This window comes from Aeromicrobium sp. Leaf289, from assembly GCF_001423335.1.
In the GTDB taxonomy this organism is placed as follows: Bacteria; Actinomycetota; Actinomycetes; order Propionibacteriales; family Nocardioidaceae; genus Aeromicrobium.
Window position 1 is genome coordinate 264,259 of sequence record NZ_LMNK01000004.1, and the last position, 16,106, is coordinate 280,364.

The 16,106-nt window shown below is 71.9% G+C and carries 13 protein-coding genes; 4 read left to right on the forward strand and 9 right to left on the reverse strand.

Going from position 1 to position 16,106, the window contains the following annotated elements; genetic code table 11:
- Position 1 precedes the first annotated feature (1 nt).
- From ASF37_RS13845 to ASF37_RS13860, 4 genes are all read right to left on the reverse strand, one after another.
- Positions 2-904, reverse strand: a complete 903-nt coding sequence (locus tag ASF37_RS13845; RefSeq protein ID WP_055965869.1) for an ABC transporter ATP-binding protein — start codon at positions 902-904, stop codon at positions 2-4.
- Positions 894-1,889, reverse strand: coding sequence for a branched-chain amino acid ABC transporter permease (locus ASF37_RS13850; RefSeq protein ID WP_055965870.1), 996 nt, complete (start codon positions 1,887-1,889; stop codon positions 894-896). Before ASF37_RS13850 ends, ASF37_RS13845 begins: the two co-directional genes overlap by 11 nt.
- 10 nt (positions 1,890-1,899) lie before the next feature.
- Positions 1,900-3,243: a branched-chain amino acid ABC transporter permease gene (locus ASF37_RS13855; protein ID WP_055965872.1), complete on the reverse strand. Its 1,344-nt coding sequence runs from the start codon at positions 3,241-3,243 to the stop codon at positions 1,900-1,902.
- Positions 3,244-3,364: 121 nt separating this feature from the next.
- Positions 3,365-4,180 carry a DUF554 domain-containing protein gene (locus ASF37_RS13860; RefSeq protein WP_056576413.1) on the reverse strand — a complete coding sequence of 272 codons (816 nt, stop codon included), beginning with the start codon at positions 4,178-4,180 and terminating at the stop codon, positions 3,365-3,367.
- Positions 4,181-4,282: 102 nt separating this feature from the next.
- Between ASF37_RS13860 and ASF37_RS13865 the strand changes: the two genes are divergently transcribed.
- Both ASF37_RS13865 and polA read left to right on the forward strand, forming a co-directional pair.
- The gene (locus ASF37_RS13865) at positions 4,283-4,894 is read left to right on the forward strand and encodes a GNAT family N-acetyltransferase (RefSeq protein ID WP_082480721.1); all 612 of its coding nucleotides are present in this window, start codon (positions 4,283-4,285) and stop codon (positions 4,892-4,894) included.
- Between the two features lie 1,067 nt (positions 4,895-5,961).
- A complete protein-coding gene (gene polA, locus ASF37_RS13870) occupies positions 5,962-8,625 on the forward strand; it encodes a DNA polymerase I (RefSeq protein ID WP_056555692.1) in 2,664 nt (887 codons plus the stop codon).
- A gap of 33 nt (positions 8,626-8,658) precedes the next feature.
- On the opposite strand, the gene ASF37_RS13875 is transcribed toward polA, so the two are convergent.
- Positions 8,659-9,861 carry a hypothetical protein gene (locus ASF37_RS13875; RefSeq protein ID WP_055965879.1) on the reverse strand — a complete coding sequence of 401 codons (1,203 nt, stop codon included), beginning with the start codon at positions 9,859-9,861 and terminating at the stop codon, positions 8,659-8,661.
- A 95-nt stretch (positions 9,862-9,956) separates the two neighbouring features.
- Here ASF37_RS13875 and ASF37_RS13880 point away from each other — a divergent pair, with 95 nt between their 5' ends.
- Positions 9,957-11,684 carry a hypothetical protein gene (locus ASF37_RS13880; RefSeq protein WP_056581243.1) on the forward strand — a complete coding sequence of 576 codons (1,728 nt, stop codon included), beginning with the start codon at positions 9,957-9,959 and terminating at the stop codon, positions 11,682-11,684.
- Here the strand turns inward: ASF37_RS13880 and ASF37_RS13885 are convergent.
- The 3 genes from ASF37_RS13885 to ASF37_RS13895 are packed head-to-tail and all read right to left on the reverse strand — an operon-like array spanning position 11,634 to position 14,618.
- Positions 11,634-12,386, reverse strand: a complete 753-nt coding sequence (locus ASF37_RS13885; RefSeq protein WP_055965883.1) for a decaprenylphospho-beta-D-erythro-pentofuranosid-2-ulose 2-reductase — start codon at positions 12,384-12,386, stop codon at positions 11,634-11,636. The genes ASF37_RS13880 and ASF37_RS13885 overlap by 51 nt on opposite strands.
- 7 nt (positions 12,387-12,393) lie before the next feature.
- Complete coding sequence (locus ASF37_RS13890) at positions 12,394-13,743, reverse strand: FAD-binding oxidoreductase (protein WP_235493023.1); 1,350 nt, start codon at positions 13,741-13,743, stop codon at positions 12,394-12,396.
- On the reverse strand, positions 13,740-14,618 hold the full coding sequence (locus ASF37_RS13895; protein WP_055965885.1) for a decaprenyl-phosphate phosphoribosyltransferase: 879 nt from the start codon (positions 14,616-14,618) through the stop codon (positions 13,740-13,742). Before ASF37_RS13895 ends, ASF37_RS13890 begins: the two co-directional genes overlap by 4 nt.
- Before the next feature lie 87 nt (positions 14,619-14,705).
- Here ASF37_RS13895 and ASF37_RS17240 point away from each other — a divergent pair, with 87 nt between their 5' ends.
- Positions 14,706-14,852, forward strand: coding sequence for a hypothetical protein (locus ASF37_RS17240; RefSeq protein ID WP_156364839.1), 147 nt, complete (start codon positions 14,706-14,708; stop codon positions 14,850-14,852).
- Between the two features lie 84 nt (positions 14,853-14,936).
- On the opposite strand, the gene ASF37_RS13900 is transcribed toward ASF37_RS17240, so the two are convergent.
- Entirely contained in the window at positions 14,937-16,022 is a 1,086-nt protein-coding gene (locus tag ASF37_RS13900) for a glycosyltransferase family 4 protein (protein ID WP_055965886.1), read from the reverse strand.
- Positions 16,023-16,106 lie beyond the last annotated feature (84 nt).

Consider the following 16,106-nt stretch of genomic DNA (forward strand, 5'->3'; position numbering starts at 1 on the left):
GTCAGGCCTCCTCGTCGAGCTCGGCCTCGGTGGCCGCCTCGAGCTCGCTCTCGTCCAGCTCGGTGATGTCGGTGTCGTGGTGCGCACCCAGGTAGGCGTCGATCACGGCCTGGTCGGACATGACCTGCTCGGGCGTGCCCTCGGCGACGATCTTGCCCTGCGCCATGACGATGACCCAGTCGGAGATGTCACGGACCATGTCCATGTCGTGCTCCACGAACAGGACCGTGCGGCCCTCGTCGCGCAGCGACTTCACGTGACCGAGCAGCGACTGCTTCAGCGCCGGGTTCACGCCGGCCATGGGCTCGTCGAGCATGATCAGCTCGGGGTCGACCATGAGGGAGCGCGCCATCTCGAGGAGCTTGCGCTGACCACCGGACAGCGACCCGGCGAAGTCCTCGCGCTTGGCGTCGAGCTTGAACCGGGCGAGCAGCTCGTCCGCGCGGGCGGTGATCTCGGCCTCCTGGGAGGACCACAGCGCGCGGAAGGGCGCGGACCAGAAGCTCTCACCCCGCTGGCCCGTGGCACCGAGGCGCATGTTCTCGATGACGGTGAGGCGCGAGAGCACCTTCGTCAGCTGGAACGTGCGCACCATGCCGCGGCGCGCGACCTTGTAGGCCGGCACCTTCTGCAGCGACGAGCCGTTGAAGGACCACTCGCCGGTGTCGGGGGCGTCGAAGCCGGTCAGCAGGTTGAACAGCGTCGTCTTGCCCGCACCGTTCGGGCCGATGAGGGCCGTGATGACGCCCCGCTGGATCTCGACGTGGTCGACGTCGACGGCCTTGAGGCCACCGAACTGCCGGGTGATCGAGGTGCCCTTGAGGATCGGGTCGGGCTTGGCGACGCCCGGCGTGTTCGCGACCCCCGCGAGGGAGTCGACCTGGTTGGTGGTGTCAGCGGGCATCGATCGCCAGCTCCTTCCGGTCGCCGAAGATTCCCTGGGGTCGGTAGATCATCAGGAGCATCAGTCCCAGGCCCACGAGGATGAGTCGCACCAGGCTGGCCTGGATGTCGCTCATCGCCCAGTCGGGGATGAGCGGGTTGTCGCCGGCCGTGGCCTGGCTGAAGAAGGAGCCGATGCCGGCCATGAGGAACCAGAAGATCATCGCGCCGATGACCGGTCCGAGCACGCGGGCCGCACCGCCGATCAGCAGGGCCGTGTAGGCGAAGAACGTCACGTTCGTGGAGTAGTCGCTGGGCACGACCGACGCCTGCTTGAGGGCCAGGAAGAGACCGGCGAGGCCACCGAAGACGCCACCGAGCATGAGGGCCTGCATCTTGTAGGCGAAGACGTTCTTGCCGAGCGAGCGCACGGCGTCCTCGTCCTCGCGGATGGAGCGCAGGACACGACCCCACGGGCTGCGCATCAGTAGCCACACGAGCAGGCAGGCCAGCGCCACGAGCGCCCAGCCGACGGTGAGCGACCAGAGGTCACCGCGTCGGAAGGAGACGATCCCGAGGTCGATGCCCCCGCCGTACGGGTTGAGGTCCTGGAAGGTCGACGCGAAGCCCGTCAGACCGTTCGACCCGCCGAAGACGTCCTTCGTCTCGACCGCGCCGAAGACCAGGCGGAGGATCTCCGCCGTGGCGATGGTGGCGATCGCGAGGTAGTCGGCCCGGAGCCGCAGCGTCGGGACGCCCAGCACGAGGGCGAGCAGCATCGAGGCGACGATGGCCACCACGATGCCGAGCCAGAAGGACTGGTCGAACGTGACGACCGTGACGGCCAGGCCGTAGGCGCCCACGGCCATGAACCCGGCCTGGCCGAAGTTCAGCAGGCCGGTGTAGCCGAAGTGGATGTTGAGGCCGATCGCAGCGAGCGCGAACACGATCGCCTGCGGCCCGAGGGCGGAGGAGAGTGCCGAGTTGAGGATGCTTCCGAAGTCCATGAGAGCCCTTTCAGCCGATCCGCTCGGCGCGGCCGAGGATGCCCTGCGGCCGGATCAGCAGGATGAGGATCAGCACGACGAGCGCGCCGACCTCCTTGATGGACGAGGGGACACCGGGCCACCACCCGATCTCGAGCGTGCCGACCTCGACCATGATCCCGATGATCATGGAGCCGACGAGCGCGCCCCAGATGGTGCCCAGGCCGCCGAGGGTGACCGCGGCGAAGACGAGCAGCAGCAGCTTGAAGCCCATGAGGAAGTTGACCTGGCTGTTGACGGCGAGCAGGCCGCCGGCCAGCCCGGTCAGTGCGGTGCCGAGCACCCAGACCGACCGGATGACGCCGTCGACCCGCAGGCCCGACGAGGCCGAGAGGGCCGGGTTGTCGGCGACCGCTCGCATGGACTTGCCGAGGCGGGTCTTCATGAGGACGACGCAGGTGACGGTCAGGACGACGACCGCGACGCCGATGATCGCGAGCTCCTTGTCCGCCAGCGAGAACGGTCCGTAGGTCTCACGGCTCTGGTTGACGTACTGCGACAGCGAGCGTCGCGAGCCGCCGAACGTGTACTGGAAGATGTTGCGCAGGAAGAGTCCGAAGCCGATGGAGACGATCATCATCGCGATGATCCCGACGCCCTTGCTGCGCAGCGGCTTCCAGAGGAACTTGTCCTGGAGCCAGCCGAAGGCCGCGGACGCGACCACCGCCGCGATGATCGCGAGGATCACGGGGAGGCCGAAGGCGCGGTTGGCGACGTAGGTCGCGATGGCGCCGAAGGTGATCAGCTCGCCGTGGGAGAAGTTCGTCAGCTTCGTGGTGCCGAAGATCAGCGACAGGCCGAGCGCCGCGAGCGCGATGATGAGGCCGAACTTGACGCCGTTGACCATGGCGGCGGCGAACCGCTCGCCGAGCGGCGGGCCGGTCTGCTCGACCACGCCGATCTGGAACTGCACGAAGTTGCCGCCGTCGAGGAGGGCGTTCACGGTGCGCTCGGGGCTCCCGGCGAACTCGATGCCGGCCGGGAGCGAGTCGACGTCGAGGGTGACGACGTAGGTGCCGCGCTCGGGGATCGGGATGAAGGCGCGGCCCTCAGGCCCCGTGACCGCCTCGCCGACCTCCGTGCCGTCCGACGTGGAGGCCGTCAGCGTGGCTCCGGCGATGGGCCCGGCGTCGGCGCCGCTGTTCTGCAGCGTCACGCCCACGTACGGGCCGTCCGGCGGGGTGGCGGCCGCGGTGGGCGCCGAGGGGCTCGTGCTGGGCGATGGCGCGTCGGTCGCCGAGGCGCCGCCGAGCGGCACCAGGACGACCAGGCACGCCAGGATCGCCGACACGAGGACCTTGGATGTCAGTCGCACGCAGGTCTCCTGGAGGTTCGGGCAGCGCAGGTGGCGCCTTCGTCCCGGGGACTATATCCCCGGGAGGGTGGCAGGAGGTCCCATCCGCAGACTCGCCAGGTAACAGTTCTGTGAAGTCGACTCAGGCGAGGGCGACGGCGAGCTGCGTGAGAGCGGGGGCCACCAGCAGGGCGGGCAGCAGGTCGGCCACCGGGAGCTGCTTCAGGTCGAGCAGCCGCAGCGCGACCCCGACGAGGATGAGGCCGCCGGTCGCGCCCACGGCGTCGAGGTGCGCGGCGGGCAGGAGTCCGCCGACGAGGACGCCGAGCCCGGTGAGCGATCCCTGCACCACCAGCACCGAGATCGCGGACGCGAGCACACCGACGCCGAACGCCGCCGCGAAGGCCAGGGCGGCGAAGCCGTCGAGGGTGGACTTGAGCAGCAGCTGCTCGGCGCCGCGGCCGAGTCCCTCGTTCAGCGAGCCCAGGATGGTGAGCGGCCCGACGCAGAACACGAGGGAGGCGATGACGAAGCCCTGCACGAAGCGTTCGCGGTCACCGTCGTCGGGGCCACGGTCGGTGGGACCGCCGTCGGTGGTGGGGCCGGCGGAATCGCCCAGGGGGACCTGACGGGCGGCCGAGCCGCCGAGGCGGCGCTGCAGGAACCCGCCCAGGTCCTCGAGCCGGTCCTCGAGCCGGGCGAAGGAGCCGATGATCCCGCCCACGGCGAGCGAGCCGAGCACGATCAGCGTCGGCGCGCCGCGACCGGTCGAGGAGGTCAGGGCGTCGCTGTTCACGGCTGCGGCGGCGTCGGCGGCGATGAGCAGCGTGACCAGGCCGAGTGCCGACGTGACGGTCGTGCGGACGCGTTCGGGCAGGCGGTGCCCGACGAGGAGCCCGAGCCCACCGCCGACGAGCACGGTGAGCACGTTGGTGAGCGTGCCTGCCCCGATGAACATGTACGCTCTCCTTCTCGCCGTTGCCGGCGCGACCCACCCCGACGTCGCCCATCGTGGCACTGGCGCCGACCCGGTCCAGACACCACTCCCGCCGAGGACACCATGGCCACTCGTTCACCGATCGTGATGCGCGACGCGGTGCCCGAGGACGCAGCCGCGCTCGTCGAGCTGTGGGCGGAGTCGGCCAAGGCGAGCGACGACGAGGGTGCCGAGGCGTTCTCCTACCAGTCGCTGTTCCGTGAGCCGAGCGTCGCCGAGGCCGCGTCGGCCATCGAGCAGAACCTGGCGAAGCCGGGCAAGCGGATCATCGTGGCCCTCGTCGACGGCGAGATCGTCGGCGCGACGGTGTGCGACCTCAGCACGCTGACGCCGATCACGCTCACGCCGATCCTGCTCGTGACCGACATCCAGGTGTCGCCGCGCCACCGCCGACGCAACGTCGCCGCCACGCTGCTGTCGGCCGCCGCCACCTACGGCGAGGAGCACGCCTGCGAGATCGTCGTGGCGGCCATCCCGCTCATGGCGCGCGAGCCGCACCGCTACCTCACCAAGATCGGCTTCACCCAGGTCGCGGCGGTGCGGGCGATCCAGGCCAGCCGGCTCCGCTCGCGCCTCAGCTCCAAGGCCACGCACTCCAAGGACACCGGCAAGCTCATCGCCGTCCGCCGGACGCTGCGTCGGCGCCAGGACGAGCGGCGCGCCGACAAGGTCTGAGGGTCGAGCCGAGCCGGGCCGGGCCGGGGTTCGTCTCGGTCTCTCTGGAGCGCTGCCGGTGGGCGTCGTCGCCGCTGCTGCGCTGCCTGAGGTTCGTCTCGACGTGCTGCTGCGCTGCCTCCGGTGGTCGTGGGCTTGCTGCTGCGACGCCTCGGCCTTCGCTGGGGGTGATCTCCGAAAGGCCTCGACCGGGGGCCTGGGTGGGCGCCGCTCCGGGATCGCGGCGTCCGGTCTGGTGCTGCGGGTGACGCACGATTCTTCCTTTGCGCGTGATCGGTGCAGGGTTCTTCGTTGGTGCGCGCCATCGGTGGATCCTCCACCGCAGACGGCCCGCAGAGGTTGAGGATCCACCGATGTCGAGGGCGGAAGGGTCAGGGATTCTCCCTTCTCGTGGACCGGTCCACGGGAAGGGAGAATCCCTGCCAGCCCGCGCGGCCAGGCGGCCACGATGCTGCGTTCACGTGCGCAGGCCCGAACGATGCTGCGTTCACGTGCGCAGGCCCGAACGATGCTGCGTTCACGACCGGATCCCGACACGAACGCAGAAGCGTTCGACTTCCAGCGCGCGAACGCAGCATCCTGCGTCCCCCACACGCGAACGCANAACGATGCTGCGTTCACGACCGGATCCCGACACGAACGCAGAAGCGTTCGACTTCCAGCGCGCGAACGCAGCATCCTGCGTCCCCCACACGCGAACGCAGAATCGTGCGTCCCCCACGCGTGAACGCAGATTCCTGCGTCCGACCAGCACCCGCCACAGCCCGAGAACCCGGACCGCGTCCCGCGCTGGCCGCCCGGTCGAGGCCCTCTCGGAGACCGATCGGGGCGCGAGCCGCGGCAGCGCAGCAGCGAGCCGAAGCTCCGGCGGGCGACGCGGCAGCGAGCCGAGGCCCTCGCAGGCACCGCAGCAGCTCACCGAAGCCCCGCAGGTGCTGCACCGAGCAGCTGCCGCGATGACCGCGACCGGCGCCGCAGCAGGCCCGAGACGCGCGCACCACCGGTGGCCGCCATCGCCCGCCCCCGCACCCCGAGCCGTGTCGGTCCGAGCGTCTAGAGTCGAGCGCGTGGATCGACTGCTGCTGATCGACGGTCACTCCGTCGCCTACCGTGCCTTCTTCGCCCTCCCCGTGGAGAACTTCTCCACCACCACGGGCCAGCACACCAACGCGGTGTTCGGGTTCACCTCGATGCTCATCAACGTGCTGCGCGACGAGCAGCCCACGCACGTCGGCGTGGCGTTCGACGTCTCGCGCCGGACGTTCCGCACCGAGGAGTACGCCGAGTACAAGGGCAACCGCGCCAAGAGCCCCGACGAGTTCAAGGGCCAGGTCACCCTCATCAAGGACGTGGTCGCCGCCCTCGGGATCACGAGCTTCGAGAAGGACGGCTTCGAGGCCGACGACATCATCGGCACCCTCGCCACCCAGGCGCAGGCCGCCGGCATGGAGGTGCTGATCTGCACCGGCGACCGCGACGCCCTCCAGCTGGTCACCGACACCACCACGGTGCTGTACCCGCGCAAGGGTGTCTCCGACCTGGCCCGCATGACCCCGGCGGCCGTCGAGGAGAAGTACGGCGTCACGCCCGAGCACTACCCCGAGATCGCCGCCCTGGTGGGCGAGACGAGCGACAACCTCCCCGGCGTCCCCGGCGTGGGTCCCAAGACCGCCGCCAAGTGGATCAACCAGCACGGCTCCCTCGAGGCGCTCGTCGCCGACGTGGACGCGGTGCCCGGCAAGGCGGGGGAGTCGCTGCGCGAGCACCTCGACTCCGTCCTGCGCAACCGGCGCATCAACGCGCTCGTCCGCGACCTCGACCTCCCGGCCAAGCCGGCCGACCTGGCGTTCAGCACCGAGTGGAACCGCGACGCCATCCACCAGGTCTTCGACGCGCTCGAGTTCGCCGCGCTGCGCACGCGACTCTTCGAGTACCTCGGTGGCGGCGACGAGGCCACCACCGACGCGGCCTCGGTCGAGGTCGAGGTCGACCTGCCGGGCGAGGGCGGGCTCGCGGCCTGGATCGACGAGCACCTGGGCGAGGAGGCCGTCGGCGTCGAGGTGGCGGGAGTCCTGCGACCCGTCGGCCCCCGCGTCGACACCGTCACGATCGCCACGCCCGGCGGCCGCGCCGTCTCGTTGTCCCCGGAGTCCCTCGGACCCGACGACGACGCCGCCCTCCAGGGCTGGCTGGCCGACCCGGCCCGGCCCAAGGTCATGCACGACGCGAAGGGGCAGCTGCACGCGCTCGCCGCGCAGGGCTGGACGATGCAGGGCCTCGTCGCCGACACGGCGCTCGCGGCCTACCTGGTGCGTCCGGACCAGCGCTCCTACGACCTCGCCGACCTCGCCCTGCGCTCGCTCAAGCGCGACATCGCGGTGAGCGACGACTCCGGGCAGCTCGCGTTCGACGACGACACGGCCGGCGCCGAGGGTGCCGCGCAGCGGGCACGCGCCACCCTCGACCTCTGGACCGTGCTGCGCGAGGAGCTGGAGCAGCAGGAGTCCCTCGGCCTGCTCGACGACCTGGAGCTGCCGCTCGTCGACGTGCTCGCGCGGGCCGAGACCGCCGGCATCGCGGTCGACACCGACCACCTCGACGCGCTGCACGCCGAGTTCACCGAGCGCATGGTGGCCGCGGCCGACGAGGCCTACGCAGCGATCGGCCGTGAGGTGAACCTCGGCTCGCCGAAGCAGCTGCAGGAGGTGCTCTTCGACCAGCTCGACATGCCCAAGACCAAGCGCACCAAGACCGGCTACACCACCGACGCCGAGGCGCTGCAGCAGCTGTTCGTCAAGACCGAGCACCCGTTCCTCGAGCACCTGCTCGCGCACCGCGACGTCACCCGGCTGCGGCAGACCGTCGAGGGTCTGCAGAAGACCGTGCAGCCGGACGGGCGCATCCACACGACCTACTTCCAGACCATCGCGGCCACGGGCCGGCTCAGCTCGGCCGACCCGAACCTGCAGAACATCCCGATCCGCACCGAGTCGGGCCGACGCATCCGCGAGGCCTTCACCGTCGGCGAGGGCTACGAGACGCTCCTGACCGCCGACTACAGCCAGATCGAGATGCGGATCATGGCCGACCTGTCCGAGGACGCCGACCTCATCGAGGCGTTCCGGTCGGGCCACGACTTCCACACCGTCATGGCGGCCAAGGTCTTCGAGCGCGAGCCCACCGACATCGACGGTGGGCTGCGGGCCCGCATCAAGGCCATGAACTACGGCCTGGCCTACGGGCTCTCGGCCTACGGGCTGAGCCAGCAGCTGCAGATCTCCACTGGTGAGGCGCAGGGCCTCATGGACGACTACTTCGAGACCTTCGGCGGGGTGCGCGACTACCTGCACGGCGTCGTCGAGGAGGCCCGCCAGACCGGCTTCACCGCGACGATCCTCGGCCGACGCCGCTACCTGCCCGACCTGGTGAGCGACAACCGCCAACGACGGGAGATGGCCGAGCGCATGGCCCTCAATGCTCCCATCCAGGGGTCCGCGGCCGACATCATCAAGGTCGCCATGCTCGGCGTCGACGCCGCCCTGCGCGAGCAGGGCCTGCGGTCGCGGCTGCTGCTGCAGGTCCACGACGAGCTCGTGCTCGAGGTCGCCGCCGGGGAGCGCGACACGCTCGAGGCGCTGGTCCGTGAGCAGATGGCCGCGGCGGCCGACCTGTCCGTCCCGCTCGACGTGTCGGTCGGCACCGGACGCACGTGGCACGAGGCCGCGCACTGAACCCTGCGTGGCCCCTCGCGGGGTGGAGGACCGTCAGTGGTCCTGGGTGGTCGTCCGCCCCGGGACGAACCAGACGATGACCGCCAGGACGGCCGAGACCGAGGCCACGGTGGTCACCAGCCCGGTCAGGTGCACGTCGAGCCCGTAGGCGACGCCCACCACCACGGCGGCGCCGGCCCACACGAGCACGACCACTCCGTGTGCGTGGCGGGCGAGAGCGTCGAAGACCAGCAGGTGCACGACGGCCAGGCAGGACCCGGCGAGGGCGAAGAGCCACAGGCGGCCGGCGATCTCCTCGTACTGCTCGCCGCCGACGAGCACGAGCGCGAGTCGTGGCAGCAGTGCCGTCGCGGCGACGGCCACGGCTCCGAGGCCCGCCACGGCCAGCACCGCCTGGGTCCGGGCCCGGCGGGTCTCGTCGCGCGCGAGGTCGGGGAACAGGACCACGCTGACGAACTGCGGGGCGAACAGGGCGGCCTTCGAGAGGATGAGCCCGGCCGCGTAGAGCCCGGCCTCGCCGGCCTCGAACCGGTTGCGGGCCACCAGGGCGTCCAGGCTGCTCAGCACGAAGTAGGCGAGCAGCGCGTGCGAGCCGAGGACGGCCTCGCGCACGAGCGGGCGGCGGCTGATCCCGCGCGGGTGCAGCACGTGGCCGCGCAGGAGGGGGGCGCCCACCAGGACGGGCACCCACGCACCGAGGGCGATGCCCACCATCGCCGACGTCGCCGAGGGCTCCACGAGGAGGGCCGCCGTCCCGAGGACGAGGCGGCCGAGCCCGTTCGCGAGGTAGATCGCCGTGAGCGACCCCCACCGCTCCGAGCCCTGCGCGACCCCGGCCTGCGCGCCCATCACGGTGAGGGGCACGAGGGTCAGCCCGGCGAGGACGATCGGCCACGGCGAGTCGAGGCGCAGCAACGGCACCAGCACCACCGAAAGCAGCGCCACGACGGCGCCCACCGCGAGCGCTGCGGCGGCCGTCACCCGCACCACGACGCCGACGACGTCGGCGCGATCGTCGGGGGCCACGGCGATGCGGCGCGCCGTGACGGCCTGGATGCCGAGCGACACCACGTTGCCCATGAGCAGGATGCCGAGGAGGGCCACCAGGGCGCCGAGCTCGGCAGGCACCAGGTTGCGGGCGGCCGCGACGGTGAACCCGTAGATCGCGACGTTCATCCCCATCATGCCGAGCGCCACCGTCGATCCGCTCGAGAGGCGGTGGCTGGTGCTCGTCACCGGGCAACCCTAGCGACGGCCTGGTTCCCGCGCCTCGCCGAATCGTCCGGCGGGGGGAGGTTGCTCACCTAGTCTGTCCTCGACAAGGGAGGCACATGGCCGCGTGGCGCCGCACGATCGTCCTGCAGTGGAGCCTGCTGCTGGCGGTGCTCGTGGGGCTGCCCTGGTTCCGGCCGGGCTTCGTGCTGTCCTACGACATGGTCTGGGTCCCGCGTCTGGACCTGGGGCGTCCGGACCTGTGGGGGCTCGGTTCGGCCCTGCCGCGCGCCGTGCCCTCCGACGCCGTGGTGGCCGTGCTCGGGGCGGTGGTTGACCCTCAGCTCGTCCAGAGACTGGTCCTGCTCGGTGCCCTGTTCCTCGCCGGGGTGGGCGGCGCCCGACTGGTCGCCACGGCGGGCCTCGCCGGGCGCACGGCCGCGGCGACGATCGCGATCTGGAACCCGTACGTGCTGGAGCGGCTGGCCATCGGCCAGTGGCCCATGCTGCTCGGCTACGCGGCGATCCTGTGGCTCGTGGCCGAGCTGCGCCGCGACGACCCACGGCTGCGCACGGTCGTCCTGGCGCTGGCCGGGACCGCGCTCACGCCCGCAGGCGGGCTCATGGGTCTCGCGGTCGCCGTCCTCGCCGGTGCGCGGTTCGGTCTGGTGCGGATCACCGTGCTGGCGGCGCTGCTCAACGCACCGTGGCTGGTCTCGTCGTTCCTGCGCGGATCGGTGCGGGCGGACCCCGACGGCGTCGAGGCCTTCGCGCTGCGCTCGGAAGGACTGCTCGGCCACGTCGGCACGGCGTTCTCCCTCGGGGGCATCTGGAACGCCGACGTCGTGCCCGAGGGCCGGGGATCGACCCTCGTGGTGGTCCTGACGGTGACGGTGTGGGCCCTGGCCCTGCTCGGGCTGGGTGTGCTGGCCCGGACCGCTCGTCCCGACCTCGTCGCCGTGCTCCTGGTGGCGGTGGCCGGTCTCGCCGTCGCGTTCACCGGGTGGCTCGCGCCGACGGCCCTGGCGGACCTGGTGGCTGCGTTCGGGCCGGCGGCGGTGCTCCGCGACGGGGCCCGCTACCTCGCACTCGTGGCCCCCGCGCTGGTGGTCGGCTTCGGCCTCGGCGCCGACCGGCTCGTGGCCCTGTCCCGGTCGCGCGGGCTCGCGGCGGCACCGGCCGTCGCAGGCCTGCTGCTGCCGCTGGCCGTCGTCCCCGCGCTGGCCGACGGGTTCGGGGGCCGCCTGGAGCCCGTGCAGTACCCCAGGTCGTGGGAGACCGCACGGCTGGTCGTCGAGCGGTCGACGGTGCAGGGCGACCTCGCGGTGCTGCCCTTCACCGCCTACCGTGCGCCCTCGTGGAACGCGGGCCGCCCGGTGCTCGACCCGGCGGGTCGCTTCTTCGACCGGCCGACGGTGACCGACGACCGGCTCGTCGTGTCCGGCCGCACGGTCGCGGGGGAGGACCCGCGGGCCGCCGCCGTGCGACGCGCCCTGGCGTCCGACGACGTGCCCCGCGCGCTGGCGCGGCTCGGCATCGGGCTCGTCGTGCTCGACACCACGGCTCCCGACGCCGATCGTGCCGCCCGGTCGGTGCGGGGCCTGGAGCTCCTGGGTGGCACCGACCTGCGGGTGTACGCGGTCGAGGGTGCGAAGGAGGTCGGGGTCGACGACACGGACCGGGCCGTGATGACCGCGGTCTGGGTGGTGTGGGCCGTGGTGGTGGGCGCAGCCCTCGCGGGCAGCGCCACCGGCGCGGCCCGTCGCCTGGGGGGCCTCCTGACGTCGAGCCGCGGCTCAGAGGGGCAGCCGGCGGAACAGCGGCCGCGGCACGTGCCGGAGCCCTGACATGACGCCTCGGAGCGGCTTGGGCACCCACACCTGCTCCCGACCGTCCCGGACCGCGTCGACGATCGCCGCAGCGACGGCCTCCGGCGTCGTGGCCAGGGGAGCCGGCTCGAGTCCGTGCGTCATCGTCGAGTGCACGAATCCCGGACGCACCACGACGACCCGCCCGCCGTGCTCGCGCACGGCCTCCCCGAGGCCCGTGTAGAACGTGTCCATCCCGGCCTTGCTCGAGCCGTAGACGAAGTTCGAGCGGCGTGCCCGTTCACCGGCGACGCTGGACAGCGCCACCACCACACCGTGTCCCTGACGCCGGATCCGTGCCCCGAGCGCCACCCCGACCGTCACGGCGGCGACGTAGTTCACGGTCGCGATCTCGTGCGCGAGACCGACGTCCGTCCAGGCGCGCTCCTGGTCACCGAGCACCCCGAAGGCCACCAGGGCGACGTCGACGTCGCCGGGGACCGCGTCGACCACGGCAGCGTGGCTCGAGGTGTCGGCCGCCTCGAAGTCGACCGGGGTCACCACACACCCGCGGGCGCGGAGCCGCTCGACCGCGTCGTCGCGCCGCTCACCTGGTCGGGCGGCGAGCGTCACCTCGAGACCGGGCGAGGTACGCGCCCACGCCTCGGCCGTGGCCATCGCGATGTCGGACGTGCCTCCGAGCAGCAGGACGGAGGTGGGGATGCCGAGGGCGTTGATCACGAGGGCCTCACAGGTCGAGTCGGCGGGACAGGTCCGAGCGCAGGACGCGTCGGGGGTCGACGGTGTCACGCACGGCGCGGAACTCGTCGAGCCGGGGGTACATCCGAGACAGCGTGGCCGCCGAGGTGCGCGAGTCCTTCGCCAGGTACAGGCGTCCTCCGGCGTCGACGACGATCCCGTCGAGCCGGTCCAGGAGGGGCTGGAGACCTCGTCGGACGGGCAGGTCCACCGCGACCGTCCATCCCGGGGTCGGGAACGACAGCGGGGCCGGGTCGGCAGCGCCGAACCGCTTCAGGACGTTGAGGAAGGAGGCGTGACCGGACGCCGCGAGCGTCGTGACCATGTCCCGCAGCGCCGACTCGGCGCCGAACGGCACGACGAACTGGTACTGGGCGAAGCCTCGGGGCCCGTAGACCCGGTTCCAGTCGGCGACCACGTCGAGCGGGTGGAAGAACTGGGTCACGTCCTGCAGCTCGTCGACCCGGTGCCGCGGCGCCTTGCGGAACCAGAGCTCGTTGAAGACGCGGACCGTCACCGGGTTCACCAGGCTCGTGGGGGGCACGAGCGGGAAACGGCCCAGCTGGGGAGCGGCCAGCTCGAGACGGCCCGCGGATCGGGCGGCGTCGAGGTCCTCTCGCCGTGCGGCGCGGCCACGGGTGATGACGGAACGGCCCGTCGCCGACCCCCGGGCAGCGGCGTCGAACCACGCGACGGAGTACGGGTACGCGGCGTCGCGCTCGGCCAGTGAGGCCAGCAGGGTCCGGAGGTCGTCGGTGCGCTCGGTGTCGACCACGAACCATGACGTCTCGGCGCGGTGCAGGGCGATCGTGGCCTGCGTGACGATGCCGGTGAGACCCATGCCGCCGACCGTCGCCCAGAACAGCCGGGGATCGGCGTCGTCGGGACGCACGGTCAGCACGTCGCCGGAGGGCAGCACCAGCTCGAGCTCGGTGACGTGCCTGCCGAAGCTGCCGTCGCGGTGGTGGTTCTTCCCGTGGACGTCCGCGGCGATGGCGCCACCCACGGTGACCTGTCGGGTCCCGGGGACGACCGGGAGCCACAGACCGAGCGGCAGGAGCAGTCTCATGAGGCGGTCGAGACTGCACCCGGCCTCCACCGTCACGGTCGCCGCGGCGACGTCGACGTCCAGGACGCGGTCCATGCCGGTGAGGTCCAGGACCGTGCCGCCGGCGTTCTGCGCCGGGTCGCCGTAGCTGCGTCCGAGCCCACGGGCGATCGCGCCGCGTGGACCGCCGGCCCCGAGGGCGGACCGGACGTCGGCGACCGACCGGCACGTCTCGACGGTCGAGACCGTCGGCATGGTCCGGCCCCAGCCGGTCAGGCTGCGCGGCGTCACGAGACGTAGACCCCGACGGCGAAGAGCACGATCCAGGCCGCGGCCAGGACGAGCAGCACGGGATCGCGCATCACCGCGTCCTCGGGCTCCCCGGCGAGGCCACGGTCGATGTCCACCGCGTAGCGCAGCATGCCCAGCACGAAGGGCGCGATGGAGAGGGCCTGCCAGTTCACCGTGGCGTCGGAGGGGATCTCGAAGGCCCACAACGAGTACGCCGTGACGGCGACGGCCGCGGCCGTGCTCCACACGAAGCGCAGGTAGGACTCCGAGTAGAGCGCGAGCGAGGGCCGGGTGCCCCCCTCGGCGCCGACACCGAGCAGCTCGGAGTACCGCTTGCCCGCGACCATGAAGAGCGATCCGAACGAGGCGACGAGGAGGAACCACTGCGACAGGGGCACGTCGGCGGCGACGCCCCCTGCGATCGCCCGCAGCAGGAACCCCGAGGAGACGACGGCGAGGTCGAGGACCGGCTGGTCCTTGAGCCAGTAGGCGTACGCCACCTGGACGACGAGGTAGACGAGAAGGACCGCGGCCAGCATGGGTCGCACGGCGACGGCGAGTCCCACTCCTGCCACGGCGAGCACGGCCGCGAAGACGACGGCCGTCGACCTCGACAGCTCCCCGGACGCCACAGGACGGTGACGCTTGCGGGGGTGACGACGGTCGTCCTCGACGTCCACCACGTCGTTGAGCAGGTACACGGCCGCGGCGCACGCCGTGAAGGCCACCAGGGCCGTCGAGACCGATCGGAGCACGGTTCCGTCGGTCAGCACCCCGGCAGCGAGGGGTGCCGCGAGCACGAGGAGGTTCTTGGTCCACTGGCGCGGACGGGTCGCGCGCAGGAGGGGCGCTCGCCGGCGCGTGGAGGTCGTCATGGCACCGCCCAGGGTAGGCGCAGCGAGGTTCGCGCCCTGACCCCGACCGGCTGGTAACATGGTGACGTCTTGAGGGAGGACATCACTGTGGGAACTTCAGCCATCGGCGGCATCGTCGCCTTCTTCGTCGGGTGCGGTCTGGCAGCGGCCACCGCTGTCGGCGTCGTCCAGTCTCAGCAGAGTGCCGGCACCGAGCCGGTGGAGACGTCGAACGTCAACTACGGCAACAACTGACGAACTTCCGACGGGACGGCGTTCGCCGCTCGTCCGACAGGGTCCGGTCCGTGAGGATCGGGCCCTCTTCGTCGTGGTGGGTGCTCAGCCGTCCAGCACGTCGGCGAAGCGCTGTTGCGCCCCCGGCCAGGTGAAGGTCGCCGACTTCGCCCGCGCACCCTCGCCGAGGAAGGTCCGCCACTGGACGTCGCCCACGACCTCGCACGTCGCCGCGACCAGCTCGTCGTGGTCGTCGACGAGAAGTCCGGAGTCCTTGTGGTCGATCGACTCGGTCGTCCCGCCGGCCGACCTGTAGGCGATGGTGGGGGTGCCGTGGGCCCCGGCCTCTCCGACGACCAGGCCCCAGCCCTCCTTGAGCGAGGGGAGCAGCATCACCCAGGCCTCGGCGAGGAGCTCGTGCTTGCGGACGTCGTCGACGTGGCCGTGGAACGTGACGGCGTCGGTGAGCCCACGTCGTGCGACGTAGTCGTGCAGCTCCTCGGACCACCATCCGTCGCCGACGACGTCGAGCGTGGCGCCGGGATGACTCGTCCGCACGGCCTCGAGGGCGTCGACGGCGTGCTCGACCTGCTTGTGCGGGACCAGCCGTCCGAGGACGCAGAGCCGGGCGAGCTCGCTACGGCCGGCACGAACCTGTGGCGGCGCGGCGGTGCCGTTGTGGACGACCGTGATCCGGTCGTCGTCGACACCCAGCTCGACGAGCTCACGTCGGCTGGCCTCGGACACCGTGACGTACCGGCTGCGCCGGTAGAGCCGCGGCGAGAGCCGGCTCTCGATCCACCAGCCCAGGCGGCCGACGACCCCCGGGTACACGACGGGCCACTGCTCGCGGTGCACGTGGTGCACGAGCACCACGACCGGTCGGCGGGTGGCCAGGCGGGTGAAGAACGGCAGGCCGTTCTGCACGTCGACCACGAGGTCGACCCGACCGTAGCGACGCAGGAGCAGGCGCAGCACCGTGACGAGGTAGATGTCGAGCTTGGTGCCCCGACGGACGTAGCGCACACCGTCGACGACCTCGTCGTCCGCCGCCGCGGGGTGCTTGGCGCAGGCGATGGTGACGTGGTGCCCGCGCGCGACGAGGCCACGGGCCATCTGCTCGACATAGAGCTCCGACCCGCCGCCCTCGGGGTTGCGGGTGTCTCGCCAGTTGCAGATCAGGATGTGCACGTCATGCCCGGCCGGGGCCGGTCCTCCCTCGACGCCGACCGAGGTCGGCGCTTCGACGACGCCGAACGGCGCCCCGCGTCCCTC